General features: G+C 71.8%; 12 protein-coding genes and 1 rRNA gene. 10 read left to right on the top strand and 3 right to left on the bottom strand.

The window, feature by feature from the left end; all coding sequences use genetic code 11:
* Positions 1 to 59 precede the first annotated feature (59 nt).
* On the bottom strand, positions 60 to 515 hold the full coding sequence (locus ACZ3ZD_RS22825; protein ID WP_467400816.1) for a metallopeptidase family protein: 456 nt from the start codon (positions 513 to 515) through the stop codon (positions 60 to 62).
* A gap of 328 nt (positions 516 to 843) precedes the next feature.
* Between ACZ3ZD_RS22825 and ACZ3ZD_RS22820 the strand changes: the two genes are divergently transcribed.
* The 6 genes from ACZ3ZD_RS22820 to ACZ3ZD_RS22795 all read left to right on the top strand — a co-directional run bounded on the left by ACZ3ZD_RS22820 (position 844) and on the right by ACZ3ZD_RS22795 (position 6,552).
* On the top strand, positions 844 to 1,221 hold the full coding sequence (locus ACZ3ZD_RS22820) for a DUF3499 domain-containing protein (RefSeq protein ID WP_467400242.1): 378 nt from the start codon (positions 844 to 846) through the stop codon (positions 1,219 to 1,221).
* 146 nt (positions 1,222 to 1,367) lie between these two features.
* Positions 1,368 to 2,732: a phosphomannomutase/phosphoglucomutase gene (locus ACZ3ZD_RS22815; protein ID WP_467400240.1), complete on the top strand. Its 1,365-nt coding sequence runs from the start codon at positions 1,368 to 1,370 to the stop codon at positions 2,730 to 2,732.
* 71 nt (positions 2,733 to 2,803) lie between these two features.
* Positions 2,804 to 2,974 carry a Trm112 family protein gene (locus ACZ3ZD_RS22810; protein WP_467400237.1) on the top strand — a complete coding sequence of 57 codons (171 nt, stop codon included), beginning with the start codon at positions 2,804 to 2,806 and terminating at the stop codon, positions 2,972 to 2,974.
* Between the two features lie 56 nt (positions 2,975 to 3,030).
* On the top strand, positions 3,031 to 4,158 hold the full coding sequence (locus ACZ3ZD_RS22805; protein WP_467400235.1) for an SIS domain-containing protein: 1,128 nt from the start codon (positions 3,031 to 3,033) through the stop codon (positions 4,156 to 4,158).
* A gap of 95 nt (positions 4,159 to 4,253) precedes the next feature.
* Positions 4,254 to 5,405, top strand: a complete 1,152-nt coding sequence (manA, locus tag ACZ3ZD_RS22800) for a mannose-6-phosphate isomerase, class I (RefSeq protein WP_467400232.1) — start codon at positions 4,254 to 4,256, stop codon at positions 5,403 to 5,405.
* Positions 5,406 to 5,571: 166 nt separating this feature from the next.
* Positions 5,572 to 6,552, top strand: a complete 981-nt coding sequence (locus tag ACZ3ZD_RS22795) for a cation diffusion facilitator family transporter (protein WP_467400230.1) — start codon at positions 5,572 to 5,574, stop codon at positions 6,550 to 6,552.
* Between the two features lie 77 nt (positions 6,553 to 6,629).
* On the opposite strand, the gene ACZ3ZD_RS22790 is transcribed toward ACZ3ZD_RS22795, so the two are convergent.
* Positions 6,630 to 8,711, bottom strand: coding sequence for a fructose-specific PTS transporter subunit EIIC (locus ACZ3ZD_RS22790; RefSeq protein WP_467400228.1), 2,082 nt, complete (start codon positions 8,709 to 8,711; stop codon positions 6,630 to 6,632).
* Positions 8,712 to 9,177: 466 nt separating this feature from the next.
* Between ACZ3ZD_RS22790 and ahcY the strand changes: the two genes are divergently transcribed.
* Positions 9,178 to 10,635 (top strand): adenosylhomocysteinase, encoded by a 1,458-nt coding sequence (ahcY, locus tag ACZ3ZD_RS22785; protein WP_467400225.1) that lies wholly within the window; start codon positions 9,178 to 9,180, stop codon positions 10,633 to 10,635.
* Between the two features lie 191 nt (positions 10,636 to 10,826).
* A complete protein-coding gene (locus ACZ3ZD_RS22780; RefSeq protein WP_467400223.1) occupies positions 10,827 to 11,441 on the top strand; it encodes a hypothetical protein in 615 nt (204 codons plus the stop codon).
* A 10-nt stretch (positions 11,442 to 11,451) separates the two neighbouring features.
* Here the strand turns inward: ACZ3ZD_RS22780 and ACZ3ZD_RS22775 are convergent, their stop codons facing one another.
* Positions 11,452 to 12,468, bottom strand: a complete 1,017-nt coding sequence (locus tag ACZ3ZD_RS22775; RefSeq protein ID WP_467400220.1) for an RDD family protein — start codon at positions 12,466 to 12,468, stop codon at positions 11,452 to 11,454.
* Positions 12,469 to 12,608: 140 nt separating this feature from the next.
* Here ACZ3ZD_RS22775 and ACZ3ZD_RS22770 point away from each other — a divergent pair, with 140 nt between their 5' ends.
* Both ACZ3ZD_RS22770 and ACZ3ZD_RS22765 read left to right on the top strand, forming a co-directional pair.
* Positions 12,609 to 13,616 (top strand): stage II sporulation protein M, encoded by a 1,008-nt coding sequence (locus tag ACZ3ZD_RS22770; RefSeq protein ID WP_467400219.1) that lies wholly within the window; start codon positions 12,609 to 12,611, stop codon positions 13,614 to 13,616.
* A 572-nt stretch (positions 13,617 to 14,188) separates the two neighbouring features.
* Positions 14,189 to 14,272: ribosomal RNA gene (locus ACZ3ZD_RS22765) — 16S ribosomal RNA — on the top strand; the annotation flags it as partial.

Here is a 14,272-nt window from a genome sequence, read left to right as displayed (position 1 = left end):
GGGCAGGGTCGGCCGAAAGACACCGCCATCCCGAGCCGACCTGATCCGAGAGAAAGGACCTAGTCCTCGCCGTACCGGGGATCCACCGTCTCCGGCGTCAGCCCGAGCAGCTCCGCCACCTGCTCCACCACCACCTCGTGGACCAGCGCGGCCCGCTCGTCCCGCCCCTTGGTCCGGATCTCCACCGGCCGCCGGTACACGACCACCCGGGCCCGCCGCCCGTCCCGCGCGGGGACGGTCCCGCCGAGCGGAACCGCGTCGTCCGACCACGGCACCTGATCCGCCGGCCCCTCCAGCCGGGGCACCTCCAGCACCAGGAAATCGATGTCGGCCAGCTGCGGCCACCGCCGCTCGAGACGCTCCACGGAGTCCTGCACCAGGTCCGCGAACACCTCGGCACGGCTCGCGGCCAGCGGCACCTGCGGCGGGGCGATCGGCCCCCGCATGCCCCGCCCGTGGCGGTCACGGCGGCGGGGCCCAGGGCCGGCGGCACGGGGCGGTACACGGTTGTCCATCACTGACGAAGCGTAGTCCCCGCGCCCTCCGCCCGTCCGGCTCCACGCGCCAACCGGCCCACGGCCCCCCTGTCGCAGGATGACCATTCCGGCCAAGGTCTGGCTCGTTTCCGTAACTCTCCGAGACCACCGACTCAAGCCAATTGACGGTGTTTGTACCGACTCATGACCGGACGCCGCCCCGCCCGGCGCCCGCCGCGCCCCCGTCCACGCAGGTCAACAGGCCCTGCCCGAAGGGGTATGTGGGGCGTCTCACAGCACGACACGGGGGAGTGACCTGGGGGAGAGTCGTCGCGGCCCGCTCAAGAGTGCGGTACCGTCCAACGTCGTGAGCCCTGTACGTCGCTGTTCGCGCACCGCCTGCGGCCGACCCGCCGTCGCGACGCTGACGTACGTCTACGCCGACTCGACCGCGGTCCTCGGCCCGCTCGCCACCTACGCCGAACCCCACTGCTACGACCTGTGCGCCGAGCACTCGGAGCGCCTCACCGCCCCGCGCGGCTGGGAGGTCGTACGACTCCTGGACGCCTCCGCGCCCGCGCGGCCCAGCGGAGACGACCTGGAAGCGCTTGCCAACGCCGTGCGCGAGGCGGCCCGCCCCCAGGAGCGCGCGGCCGAGGCGGGCGGCGGCGGCAGCCGCGGCGCGGACCCCATGGAGGTCGCCCGCCGCGGCCACCTGAGGGTGCTGCGCTCCCCGGACAACTGAGCGCCACCCTCCACCGGAGTAACGGTTCGGCCCTTCCGGGCGTTGACGACGGGGACCCAACGGGGGTCCGCACGGTGTACGCACACCGCGCCCTTACTCCCGACGGGTAGTTTGTGGGCACCCATAGGACTTCAGGAGGGTTGGCCGTGTCTGCTGATCTGTCGCAGATCGTGAAGGCGTACGACGTGCGCGGAGTGGTTCCGGACCAGTGGGACGAGACCCTGGCCGGGCTCTTCGGCGCCGCCTTCGCGGAGGTCACCGGGGCGACGGCCATCGTCGTCGGCCACGACATGCGGCCCTCGTCCCCCGGCCTGTCCCGCGCCTTCGCGCGCGGCGCGGCGGACCGCGGTGCGGACGTCACCGAGATCGGCCTGTGCTCCACGGACCAGCTGTACTACGCCTCCGGCGCGCTGAACCTCCCGGGCGCGATGTTCACGGCCTCCCACAACCCGGCCCGGTACAACGGCATCAAGCTGTGCCGCGCGGGCGCCGCCCCCGTCGGCCAGGACACGGGCCTCACGCAGATCCGCGAGCTGGCCGAGCGCTGGCTGGCGCAGGGCGCCCCGGAACCCGTTGACCGGCCGGGAACCCTCTCGTCACGCGAGACGTTGGAGGAGTACGCGGCGCACCTCCGCTCCCTCGTCGACCTGGCCTCCATCCGCCCCCTGAAGGTCGTGGTCGACGCCGGCAACGGCATGGGCGGCCACACGGTCCCCACGGTCTTCGCCGGCCTGCCCCTGACCCTCGTCCCGATGTACTTCGAACTGGACGGCACCTTCCCCAACCACGAGGCCAACCCGCTCGACCCGGCCAACCTCGTGGACCTGCAGAAGCGGGTCCCGGCGGAGGGCGCCGACCTCGGCATCGCCTTCGACGGCGACGCCGACCGCTGCTTCGTCGTGGACGAGAACGGCGACCCGGTCTCCCCGTCCGCGATCACCGCCCTGGTCGCCGCCCGCGAACTCGCGCGCAACGGCGGCAGGGGCACGGTCATCCACAACCTGATCACGTCCCGTACGGTCCCGGAGGTCGTCCGGGAGAACGGCGGCACCCCGGCCCGCACCCGGGTCGGCCACTCCTTCATCAAGGCCGAGATGGCCCGCACCGGCGCCATCTTCGGCGGCGAGCACTCGGCCCACTACTACTTCAAGGACTTCTGGAACGCCGACACGGGCATGCTGGCCGCCCTGCACGTCCTCGCGGCCCTCGGCGGCCAGCAGGGCCCGCTGTCCGCCCTGGTCGCCCAGTACGACCGCTACACCGGCTCCGGCGAGATCAACTCCACCGTCGCCGACCAGTCCGCCCGCCTCGCCGCGATCCGCGCCGCGTACGAGGGCCGCCCCGGCGTCACCCTCGACGACCTCGACGGCCTCACGGTCGCCGGGGACGACTGGTGGTTCAACGTCCGCCCGTCCAACACCGAGCCCCTCCTGCGCCTGAACGCCGAGGCCAGGGACGAGGCCACGATGACGAAGATCCGCGACGAGGCACTGGCGATCATCAGGGGCTGAGCGCCCTGCCCGACAGCGGTACGCTGACCAGGCATATCCACAGACACACCCGCCCCCCGAAGGGACACCCCATGGCGCTCGAAGCCGGCCTCCTGGAGATCCTCGCCTGCCCGGCCTGCCACGCCCCCCTGAAGGAGCAGGACACCGAGCTGGTCTGTACGGGAGAGGACTGCGGCCTCGCCTACCCCGTCCGCGACGGCATCCCCGTCCTGCTGGTCGACGAGGCCCGCCGCCCCGAGTGACCAGGCCCCGCAGCGCGTAGGACCCCGAGATCCCCGGCGACCGGAGGCTGCCGCCCATGCTGGACGAATCGCTGCTCGACACTCCGCAGGGCCTCGCCGAGGCCGACCACCGCGGCCTGCTGCGGGGCGCGGCGGAGGCGGGCGCCCGCGTCCGCACCGCCGCCCGGCTCGCCGCCGAGGCCGGCATCGGCGCCCTCAAGCCGGACGGCCGCCCCCGCGCGGTCCTCATCGCCGGCCCCGGCGCCGCGGCCACCCACACCGCCGACCTCCTCGGCACGCTGGCCGGCCCCGGCAGCCCCGTGGTCCGGCTGGCCCCCATCGGCGTCGCCCCGGCCGCGGGCGCCCTGCGCTGGGAGCTGCCGGGCTGGGCCGGCTCCGTGGACCTGCTGCTGATCGCCACCCCGGACGGCACCGAACCGAGCCTCTCCCTCCTCGCCGACCAGGCCTACCGCCGCGGCTGCTCGGTCGTCGCCGTGGCCCCGCCGGACACCCCGCTCGCCGAGGCGATCGCCGGCGCGCACGGCCTGTTCGTACCGATGGCGACGGCACCCTACGACCAGGAGCAACCGCTCACCGCGTCCGCCCCGGGCGTCTTCTGGGCGCTGCTGACCCCGCTGCTGACGCTGCTGGGCCGGATCGGCCTGATCACCGCCCCGCCGGACGCCCTGGAGAAGGTCGCCGACCGCCTGGACCACGTCGCCGAGCGCTGCGGCCCCGCCATCGCGACCTACAGCAACCCCGCCAAGACCCTCGCCGCCGAGCTGGCCGACTCCCTGCCCGTGGTGTGGACGGAGGGCACCTCGGCCGGTCCGGCGGGCCGCCGGTTCGCCGCCGCCCTCGCCGAACTCGCCGGCCGCCCCGCCCTGGTCGCCGAACTGCCCGAGGCGCTCGCCGCGCACAGCGCCCTGCTGGCCGGCCCGCTCGCCGCCAGCGCCGACCCGGACGACTTCTTCCGCGACCGCGTGGAGGAGCCGCCCGCGCTGCACGCGCGCGTGGTGCTGCTCCGCGACCGCCCGATCGGCGGACTCACCGCCGCCCCCACCGCCCGTGACGTGGCCCTCAGCCACGACACGCCGATCAGCGAACTCGAACCGGAGGAGGGCGGCGAACTGGAGACCCTCGCGGAACTGATCGCCGTCACGGATTTCGCCGCCGTTTACCTGGCGCTCGCTTCGGGGGCCTGATCTGACTCCAGGCCGGCCGCCCGCGCCCGCCCGTGGCGCGAGCGCAAGCGGCAGCGCCGGCCGAGCAGCGTACGTACCGGAGACAGAGAAGAGACATGGACCGCCTCGACAACACCGTCCGCCCCTACGCCTGGGGTTCCCCCACCGCCCTCCCGCACCTCCTCGGCGTCGAGCCGACCGGCGAACCCCAGGCGGAGATGTGGATGGGCGCGCACCCCGGCGCCCCCTCGCGCACCGCGCGCGGCACCCTCGTCGAGGTCATCGAGGCCGACCCGGAGCGCGAACTCGGCGCCCGCGCGGTCGCCAGGTTCGGCCCGCGCCTGCCGTTCCTGCTCAAGATCCTCGCCGCCGGCGCGCCCCTGTCCCTCCAGGTGCACCCCGACCTCAAGCAGGCCGAGGAGGGTTACGCCGACGAGGAGCGGCGCGGCATCCCGGTCGACGCCCCGCACCGCAACTACAAGGACGCCAACCACAAGCCCGAACTGATCTGCGCGCTCACCGAGTTCGACGGCCTGTGCGGCTTCCGCGACCCGGCCCGGGCCGCCGACCTGCTCGACGGGCTCGGTGTCGACTCCCTCAAGCCGTACGTCGACCTGCTGCACGCCCGTCCCGGGGACGCGGCCCTGCGCGAGGTGCTCACCGCGATCCTCAGCGCCGACCCGCAGGAGATGGCCCACACGGTCGCCGAGGCGACGGCCGTCTGCACCCGCCTCGGCGGCGCCTACACCCCCTACGCCGACATCGCCCACCACTACCCGGGCGACCCCGGTGTCATCGCGGCCATGCTGCTCAACCACGTCCGCCTGCAGCCCGGCGAGGCCCTGTTCCTCGGCGCCGGCATCCCGCACGCCTACCTGAGCGGCCTCGGCGTCGAGATCATGGCCAACTCCGACAACGTCCTGCGCTGCGGCCTGACCCCGAAGCACGTCGACGTCCCGGAACTCCTGCGGATCGTCCGCTTCGAGCCGGCCGACCCGGGCGTGCTGCGCCCCGAGGCCTCCCCGGACGGCGAGGAGGTCTACGAGACGCCGACAGACGAGTTCCGGCTCTCCCGGTACGTCCTTCCCGCCGGCGGCAGCACCCACGACCTCACCCGGGACACCCCGCAGATCCTGCTCTGCACGGCCGGTGCCGTCCGCGCGGGCGAACACGAACTGCGCCCCGGCCAGTCCGTCTTCGTCCCGGCCGGCGAGCGGGCGGAGATCTCGGGCGCGGGCACGGTCTTCCGCGCCACGGTGATCGTATGACCAGGACCCTGGACGGTCTGCGGATCATATGACCGGGGTTGTGGATACCTGACGCGCCGGTGCCCGGCCGGGCTGCAAGAATGGCCCACCGGCAAAGGCCGGGCAAAACCGGGCACACGCCTGGACGGAGCCACGAGCGACAGAGGCGAAGGGACAACGCGGACACATGAGCGCGTCAGGCGGTACCAAGGCGATCGTGGCGGCACTCGGCGCCAATCTCGCGATCGCGGCATCGAAGTTCGTGGCGTTCGCGTTCAGCGGCTCCTCCTCGATGCTCGCCGAGGGCGTCCACTCGCTCGCCGACTCCGGCAACCAGTTCCTGCTGCTCGTCGGCGGCAAGAAGGCGCAGCGCGAGGCGACCCCGCAGCACCCCTTCGGCTACGGCCGCGAGCGGTTCATCTACGCCTTCCTCGTCTCGATCGTGCTCTTCTCCGTCGGCGGCATGTTCGCGATCTACGAGGGCTACGAGAAGATCCGCCACCCGCACCAACTGGAGCACTGGTACTGGCCGGTCGGCGTCCTCGTCTTCGCGATCCTCGCCGAGGGCTTCTCCTTCCGGACGGCCATACGGGAGTCCAACGAACTGCGCGGCAAGCTCTCCTGGGCCCAGTTCATCCGCCGCGCCAAGGCGCCCGAGCTGCCCGTCGTCCTGCTGGAGGACTTCGGCGCGCTCATCGGTCTGGCCCTCGCCCTCGCCGGTGTCGGCCTCGCCGTGCTCACCGGCAACGGCGTCTGGGACGGCATCGGCACCGTCTGCATCGGCGTCCTGCTCGTCCTGATCGCCCTGGTGCTGGCCGCCGAGACCAAGTCGCTGCTGCTCGGCGAGGCCGCCGGCATCGAGGACGTCAGGAAGATCGAGGCCGCGATCGTCGACGGCCACACGGTCACCGGCATCATCCACATGCGCACGCTGCACCTCGGCCCCGAGGAACTGCTGATCGCCGCCAAGATCGCCGTGCGGCACGACGACACGGCCGCCGAGGTCGCGCGCGCCATCAACGCCGCCGAGGCCCGCACTCGCGCCGCCGTTCCCATCGCCCGCGTCATCTACCTGGAGCCCGACATCTACAGCGAGGCCGAGGCCGCCAAGGGCCCGGACCCGGAGGCGACTCCGGGCGGCCCGACCCCCCACCCCGCCGGGCACTGACCGGCACCGGTCCCGCTCCACGGGGCGGGACCGGTGCCGTACGGGCCTTCCTCCTCAGCCGCCGTCAGGCCCGGCTCTCACTCGACCTCGGCCAGCACGTCCAGCACCGCCCGCTCGTCCGGCGCCGCGAGCAGCCGCTCACGGAACCCGGGGTCCATCAGCCTGCGGGACAGCAGCGCGAGGATCCGCAGGTGCTCGTCACCGGCGGCGGCCTCCGGTACGGCGATCATGAAGACCAGCCGGGCCTTCGTACCGTCCAGCGAACCCCACTCGACGCCTTCCGCCGACCGTGCGAAGCCGACGACCGGCGCCGTCACCGCGTCCGTCTTGGCGTGCGGTATCGCGATCTCCTCGCCGAGCCCGGTGGTCCCCTGCTCCTCGCGCCGCAGCGCGGTCGCCACCAGCTCGGCCACATCGGCGACCCGGCCACTGCGCGCCAGCAGCTGCGCCATCTCCCGGATCGCGGCCCCCTTCTCCGCCGCCCCGAGCTCCACCCGCACGGTCCGCTCGGTCAGATACCCGGACAGCACCTCGGGCCCGCGCACCCCCGCGGCCCCGGCCGCCGTACTCCCGGCGACCGGACCCTGCTGCGCCGCCCTCGCCCCGACCGCAGCGGCCCCGACCGGCGAGAGCTCGGGCCCCGCCTGTCCCGGTACGACCATCCCGGCACCCTCGGCCTCCTCTCCCGCGTCCGCTGTACGCCCCCGGCGCACGCTCACATCGACCAGGGCCACCGTCGTCAACGCCGTCACCACCGTGCCGATCGCCACGGCCACGAAGAACACCGGCACCCCGCTCACCGCGCCCAGCACCGCCACGATCGGACCGCCGTGCGGCACCGCGTCCTCCACCCCGGCCAGCCCCGCGACCGCGCCGGCCACCGCGCCGCCCAGCATGTTCGCCGGGATGACCTGCGCCGGCCGTGCCGCGGCGAACGGGATGGCGCCCTCCGAGATACCGAAGCAGCCCATGAACAGGGCCGCGAGCCCCGTCTCCCGCTCCTGCTCGGTGTACAGCCGCCGGCGGACCAGCGTGGCCAGCCCCTGACCGAGCGGCATCACCGGGATGGCCGCCGCGCACATGCCCATCACCGTCTGGTTGCCGCTCGCGATGAGACCGGCCCCGAACAGGAACGCCGTCTTGTTGACCGGCCCGCCCATGTCGAACGCGATCATCAGGCCCAGGATCGCCCCGAGCAGGACCGCGCTGGTTCCGGTCATCCCGCCGAGCCAGCTCGTCAGATGCTCGAACACCCAGGAGATCGGCTTGCCGATGACGTAGATGAAGAACAGCCCGAGCGCCGTCGTCGCCACGATGGGGATCACGATGATCGGCATGATCGGCTGCACGAACTTCGGCACCCGGACCTTTCTGATCCACAGCACCAGGTACCCGGCGAGGAACCCGGTCACGATCGCCCCGATGAAGCCCGCGCCGGCCTTGGAGCCGTAGAGCGCGCCCGTGTTGGCGATCCAGCCGCCGATCATGCCCGGCACCAGCGCGGGCCGGTCGGCGATGGCGTAGGCGATGTAGCCGGACAGGACCGGGATCATCAGCTGGAAGCCGATCCCGCCGACCGCGTTGACGTGCGCCCAGAAGGTGCCCTCCGGGATCACGTAGCCCTTGGCCGTGGCATGGCCGCCGAGCGCGAGGGAGACCGCGATCAGCAGCCCGCCGACCACCACGAACGGGATCATGTACGACACGCCGTTCATCAGCGCCTTGTACACCGCGCCCCGCTCCCCACCCCCGCCCGGCGCGGTCACCCCCGGGCCGTCACCGGCCCCGTCCGCCCGGTACACGGGCGCCGACCGCACCCGCTCGATCAGCTGCTCCGGGTGGCGTACGCCCTCGGCCACCCCGACCCTGAGCACCCGCTTCCCCACGAAACGGCTCAGGTCGACGTCCTTGTCGGCGGCGACGATCACGCCGTCGGCGTTGCTGACATCGTTGTCATCGAGGACGTTCTCGGCCCCGATGGATCCCTGCGTCTCCACCTTCATCTCGATGCCCCGGCTGGCGGCGGCCTGCGCGAGCTTCTCCGCCGCCATGTAGGTGTGCGCGATGCCGGTCGGGCAGGCGGTCACCGCCAGCAGCCGCAGCGGAAGCCCCCCGTCATCGCGGCCACCCGTGGCGGGCGGCCCGGCCGGACTGGTCACATCGGTCTCCTCACACTGTCGTCGCACGGGGTGTCGTCCCCGACACCACGCGAGCGGAACCGGTACTCCCGGCCCCCTGCATCCTGCACCACCCCACCCCCCACTCGAAGCCGTGAAAGTCCTGTTCGCGCGGGTCTGACCGGCCCGTCTCCACGGATTCCGCACGCCCTCCGGCACCCGCGCCCCTCCCGGCCCCGGGCCCGCGCCTGCCCTGAATACGACCCCGCGGATGCCCAGGCGGGCTGGGGCCGACCGGGCCGTCCGGTGTAGCTTGGGACGGAGCCAGACGTCGCTGCTGATGGCGGTCGGGCGGTCCCCAGCGGACCGACCGAGGGAGAGAGGGCCTCCGACGGACTGCGCTGCGCGCACGCGGGCATGCCTGTGTCCTCTTCTCGGGCACCCCTGTGTCCGCCGCCGCGCAGACCAGCCGTACCCACCTCGCCCCAACCCCGAGGAGCAGCTCGCAATGACGACTGTCGAGAACCGACAGGACTTCAAGGTCGCCGACCTCTCGCTGGCCGAGTTCGGCCGCAAGGAGATCACCCTCGCCGAGCACGAGATGCCCGGCCTGATGGCGATCCGCAAGGAGTACGCCGAGGCCCAGCCCCTCGCCGGCGCCCGCATCACCGGCTCGCTGCACATGACCGTGCAGACCGCCGTGCTCATCGAGACCCTGGCCGCCCTCGGCGCGCAGGTCCGCTGGGCCTCCTGCAACATCTTCTCCACCCAGGACCACGCGGCTGCCGCCATCGCCGTCGGCCCGAACGGCACGCCCGACAACCCGCAGGGCATCCCGGTCTTCGCCTGGAAGGGCGAGACCCTGGAGGAGTACTGGTGGTGCACCGAGCAGGCGCTGACCTGGCCGGACGCCCCCACTGGCGGCCCGAACATGATCCTGGACGACGGCGGCGACGCCACCCTCCTCGTCCACAAGGGCGTCGAGTACGAGAAGGCCGGTGAGGTCCCCGCACTGGAGACCGCCGAGTCCGACGAGCACCGCGTCATCCTCCAGCTGCTGCACCGCACCCTGGGCGAGAACCCCCAGAAGTGGACCCAGCTGGCCTCGGAGATCCGCGGTGTCACCGAGGAGACCACCACCGGCGTCCACCGTCTGTACGAGATGCAGCGCGACGGCGTCCTCCTGTTCCCGGCGATCAACGTCAACGACGCCGTCACCAAGTCGAAGTTCGACAACAAGTACGGCTGCCGCCACTCCCTGATCGACGGCATCAACCGCGCCACCGACGTCCTGATCGGCGGCAAGACCGCCGTCGTCTGCGGCTACGGCGACGTGGGCAAGGGCTGCGCCGAGTCCCTCCGGGGCCAGGGCGCCCGGGTCATCGTCACCGAGATCGACCCGATCTGCGCGCTCCAGGCCGCGATGGACGGCTACCAGGTCACGACCCTCGACGAGGTCATCGACAAGGCCGACATCTTCATCACCACGACCGGCAACAAGGACATCATCATGGCCTCGGACATGGCCAAGATGAAGCACCAGGCCATCGTCGGCAACATCGGCCACTTCGACAACGAGATCGACATGGCCGGCCTCGCCAAGATCCCCGGCATCGTCAAGGACGAGGTCAAGCCGCAGGTCCACACCTGGAAGTTCCCCGACGGCAAGGTGATCATCGTCCTGTCCGAGGGCCGCCTGCTGAACCTGGGCAACGCCACCGGCCACCCGTCGTTCGTGATGTCCAACTCCTTCGCGGACCAGACCCTGGCCCAGATCGAGCTGTTCACCAAGCCCGACGAGTACCCGATCGGCGTCTACGTGCTGCCCAAGCACCTCGACGAGAAGGTCGCCCGCCTCCACCTGGACGCACTCGGCGTCAAGCTCACCAAGCTGCGCCCGGAGCAGGCCGCGTACATCGGCGTGGAGGTCGACGGCCCGTTCAAGCCGGACCACTACCGCTACTGAGCCGGCGATTTCCCAGCCGGCCCGCCGGGGGAGTGCAGCCGGTGCACCGACGCACTCCCCCGACAGCAGGTCCCCAGAGGCAGGCCCCCGCACCCCCGTGCCGGGGGCCTGCCCCTTTCGACCCGGCCCATGGCTGCTGGACCCGGCCTACGGCTGTCGGCCGGCCCAGCCCGTCAAGACCCAGGACCCCCATGCCCCGCGGCCGTTATTCGCTCCACGATCCACACGATCGAACCCCCCTCGCAGAAGAACACTTCCAGTGCGCCCCCGGCCCGTCCGGCTGGCGCTATGTCTCGCGGCTGACCGGCCCCGCCGGTGACGACCGCGGCTCGGTCGATCTCGCCCTGGACGACCTCGGCCGCCCCATCCGCCTCGAACTCCACGCGGGTGGCTGGCAGGTGCGCGGTGCCGCCCTCGACGGCGTCACCTGGGTCCGCACCGACCCCACCGGCGCCCATGCCACCGAAGGCAACGTGCGCGCGCACACCTTCACCGGCACGTCCCCCGCGTTCCTCGTCGCGACCGCCCGGCTCCTGCGCCTCACCCCCTCCTCCGCCGCGACCCGAGTACGTCTCGTGGCCTTCACCGACCCCGTCCTCGCCCCCCGCACCGTGGACCAGTCCTGGGCTCTGGTGAACAGCGAAGCACACGCCACTGACAACGGACCCCTGACCGTGGACGAATACCAGGTCACAGCCCTGGACACCGGCGAACAGCACACCGTCCACATCGCCGGCGACGTGGTCCTGGCGGCGCCCGGGATCGAGCTGGAGGACCTGGAGTCACCCCCGTCGAGACTCGACTGACCCGCTCGCGCTACGCAGGCGGCGCGAACCCGGTGGCCGGCCGTTCACGCCCCGACTCTCCGTTCTGCGGCACAGGCGCGGGAGCGGGCGGCGCCTGCGGTGGCGACGACCAGCGGGCGTCGGGCCGGTAGGAAGCCCGAACCTCAAGGGAGAGCCCGGGCTCACCGGGGGACTGGTACGCGACCGGTGACGGGGAAGGGTACGCGGCCTGGGCCGGATACGTGTCCGGCGCACCCGGCTGCGCCCCCGGCGGCGGGAAGCCGCCGGACCCCGCGACACCGTGGCCGAACGCCTGCCGGGCCTCGCGGGACTGCCGCTCGTGGACCACGGCCACGAGAAAGACCACCGGGGACAGATCCTGCGGCGTCGGCACCCCGGTACGGCCCACGAGATCGGCCGCCAGCCGCTGGGCCATGTCCGCCGACACCTGCGGATCGAGCTGGTGCATCCGGGTCAGATACTGACGGACGGCGAGCCACAGCCCGTCCGGAACGGCCGACAGGTCCAGTCCGGCGAACCGTCCCGCGAGCCACGGCTGCGGAGGCGGGACGACCCCGGTCCGCCCGGCCGGTATCCGTTCACGCACGACCAGAGTGCCGGCGAACACGTCCCCGAGCCGCCGCCCACGCGCCGAGACCAGCGAGGCGATACAGGCCACCACCCCGAACGTCATCACGATCTCGACCACTCCGATCGCGCCCCGCACCAGCGCGTGCCGGAACCGGATCGGCCCCCCGTCGTCCCGCACCACCCGGAGCCCGAACGCCAGCTTCCCCAGCGAACGCCCGTGACTGAGCGTCTCGACGGCTATCGGCCCGCCGACCAGCACCAGCAGGAACGCCGCGATCGACAACGCCACCTGCGCGGCATCGTCCAGCGAAGCCGTCGACGCCACCAGCAGCACGACCACGACCAGGTACACGACCATCGTCAACGCCAGGTCGAGCAACACGGCCAGCGCCCTGCTCGGCAGCTTCGCGGGCCGCACCTCAACGGCCACCGCCTCGCCCGTCACCAGCTCACTCACGCCCGCCGCCCTTCCCTGGTCCGCCCCCTGAACCGCAAGTCTGCCAAGCTGTGGGCGCACCGCGCCCCAGTACGACAAGCTGACCGCAACGACGAGCTTCCAACGAGCCGTGAACGACAGCCGAGGAGCAGGCAGACCCGATGGACCTGGACGTCTTCGTGTCCGTACACCGAGCCGAATGGGACCGGCTCGCTGCACTGCTCCGCCGAAGGCGCCGGCTCACCGGCACCGAAGCAGACGAACTCGTCACCCTCTACCAGCGCACCGCCACGCATCTGTCCCTCATCCAGTCCAGCGCCCCGGACCCACAGCTGACGGGACGGCTCAGCCAACTCGTGGCACGCGCGCGCAGCGCCGTCACCGGCACCCGCCGCGCCTCATGGCGCGACGTGACGCGCTTCCTGAGCCGGGGTTTCCCGGCCGCCGTCTACCGCACCCGCCACTGGTGGGTGCCCACGGCACTCGTCTCCACCGCGATCGCCATCCTTCTGGGCTGGTGGATCGGCACCCACCCCGAGGTGCAGTCGTCCATCGCGGCGCCCGGCCGGCTGCGCGAGCTGACCCGTCCCGGAGGCGAGTACGAGACCTACTACTCCAGCCATCCCGCGGCCGCCTTCGCCGCCCAGGTCTGGACGAACAACGCCCAGGCGGCGGCGATGTGCCTGGTCCTGGGCGTCTTCCTGGGGCTGCCCGTCCTCTGGATCCTCTTCCAGAACATGCTCAACCTGGGTGTCGGCTTCGGCCTCATGTCCTCGGCCGGCCGCCTCGACACCTTCCTCGGCCTGGTCCTCCCGCACGGCCTGCTCGAACTGACCGCGGTCTTCGTCGCCGCCGGCACGGGCCTGCGCCTCGGCTGGACCCTCGTCGACCCGGGCCCCCGCACCCGGCGCGCCGCGCTCGCCGAGGAGGGACGGTCCGCCGTCGGCATGGCGATCGGCCTCGCCCTGGTCCTGCTCGTCTCCGGCGCCATCGAAGGCTTCGTCACCCCGTCCGGCCTGCCCACCTGGGCGCGCATCGGCACAGGAGTCGCCGCCGAGCTGGCGTTCCTGGCGTACGTCTACGTCATGGGCGGTCGCGCGGCGCGCGACGGCGAGACCGGTGACCTCGAAGCGGCGGACCGCAGTGCCTCCGTCCCCACGGCGGCCTGACCCCGCCGGATGTGCGCTCGCCTCCCGCGAGCTGCTAGTCTCCTCTTCGCCCCGCGAGAGCCGTTGACACGGAGGGAGTGGGGAGGTAGATTCAAACAGTTGCCTGGAACTGGACAGGTCCGGCAGGCAGCCGATAGAATCTACTCGCTTCTCCAAAGTCGTGAACGACATTTCCGAGAAGCCCTCCGAATACTCAGAAATGAGCGGCCGGTCAGACCGGCCAAAAACTTCTGATAAAGTCGGAACCGCCGGAAAGGGAAACGCGGAAGCGGGAACCTGGAAAGCACCGAGGAAATCGGATCGAGAAAAGATCTGATAGAGTCGGAAACGCAAGACCGAAGGGAAGCGCCCGGAGGAAAGCCCGAGAGGGTGAGTACAAAGGAAGCGACCGTTCCTTGAGAACTCAACAGCGTGCCAAAAGTCAACGCCAGATATGTTGATACCCCGTCCATCGGTCATCACGACCGGGACGAGGTTCCTTTGAAAAACACAGCGAGGACGCTGTGAACGGTCGGGCTTATTCCGCCTGACTGTTCCGCTCATCGTGGTGTCATCCCGATCACGGGAAAACATTCACGGAGAGTTTGATCCTGGCTCAGGACGAACGCTGGCGGCGTGCTTAACACATGCAAGTCGAACGATGAACCACTTCGGTG

It is taken from the genome of Streptomyces sp. NPDC023481 (genome assembly GCF_055560195.1).
Note: the sequence above shows the minus strand (reverse complement) of the source record. Positions and strands in the feature narration are given on the sequence as shown.

What these genes read in the sequence shown, in the direction of transcription:
- ACZ3ZD_RS22825 (WP_467400816.1), bottom strand. Translation starts at nt 515, where the DNA reads ATGGACAACCGTGTACCGCCCCGTGCCGCCGGCCCTGGGCCCCGCCGC.
- ACZ3ZD_RS22810 (WP_467400237.1), top strand. Translation starts at nt 2,804, where the DNA reads ATGGCGCTCGAAGCCGGCCTCCTGGAGATCCTCGCCTGCCCGGCCTGC.
- ACZ3ZD_RS22805 (WP_467400235.1), top strand. Translation starts at nt 3,031, where the DNA reads ATGCTGGACGAATCGCTGCTCGACACTCCGCAGGGCCTCGCCGAGGCC.
- manA (WP_467400232.1), top strand. Translation starts at nt 4,254, where the DNA reads ATGGACCGCCTCGACAACACCGTCCGCCCCTACGCCTGGGGTTCCCCC.
- ACZ3ZD_RS22795 (WP_467400230.1), top strand. Translation starts at nt 5,572, where the DNA reads ATGAGCGCGTCAGGCGGTACCAAGGCGATCGTGGCGGCACTCGGCGCC.
- ahcY (WP_467400225.1), top strand. Translation starts at nt 9,178, where the DNA reads ATGACGACTGTCGAGAACCGACAGGACTTCAAGGTCGCCGACCTCTCG.
- ACZ3ZD_RS22780 (WP_467400223.1), top strand. Translation starts at nt 10,827, where the DNA reads ATGCCCCGCGGCCGTTATTCGCTCCACGATCCACACGATCGAACCCCC.
- ACZ3ZD_RS22770 (WP_467400219.1), top strand. Translation starts at nt 12,609, where the DNA reads ATGGACCTGGACGTCTTCGTGTCCGTACACCGAGCCGAATGGGACCGG.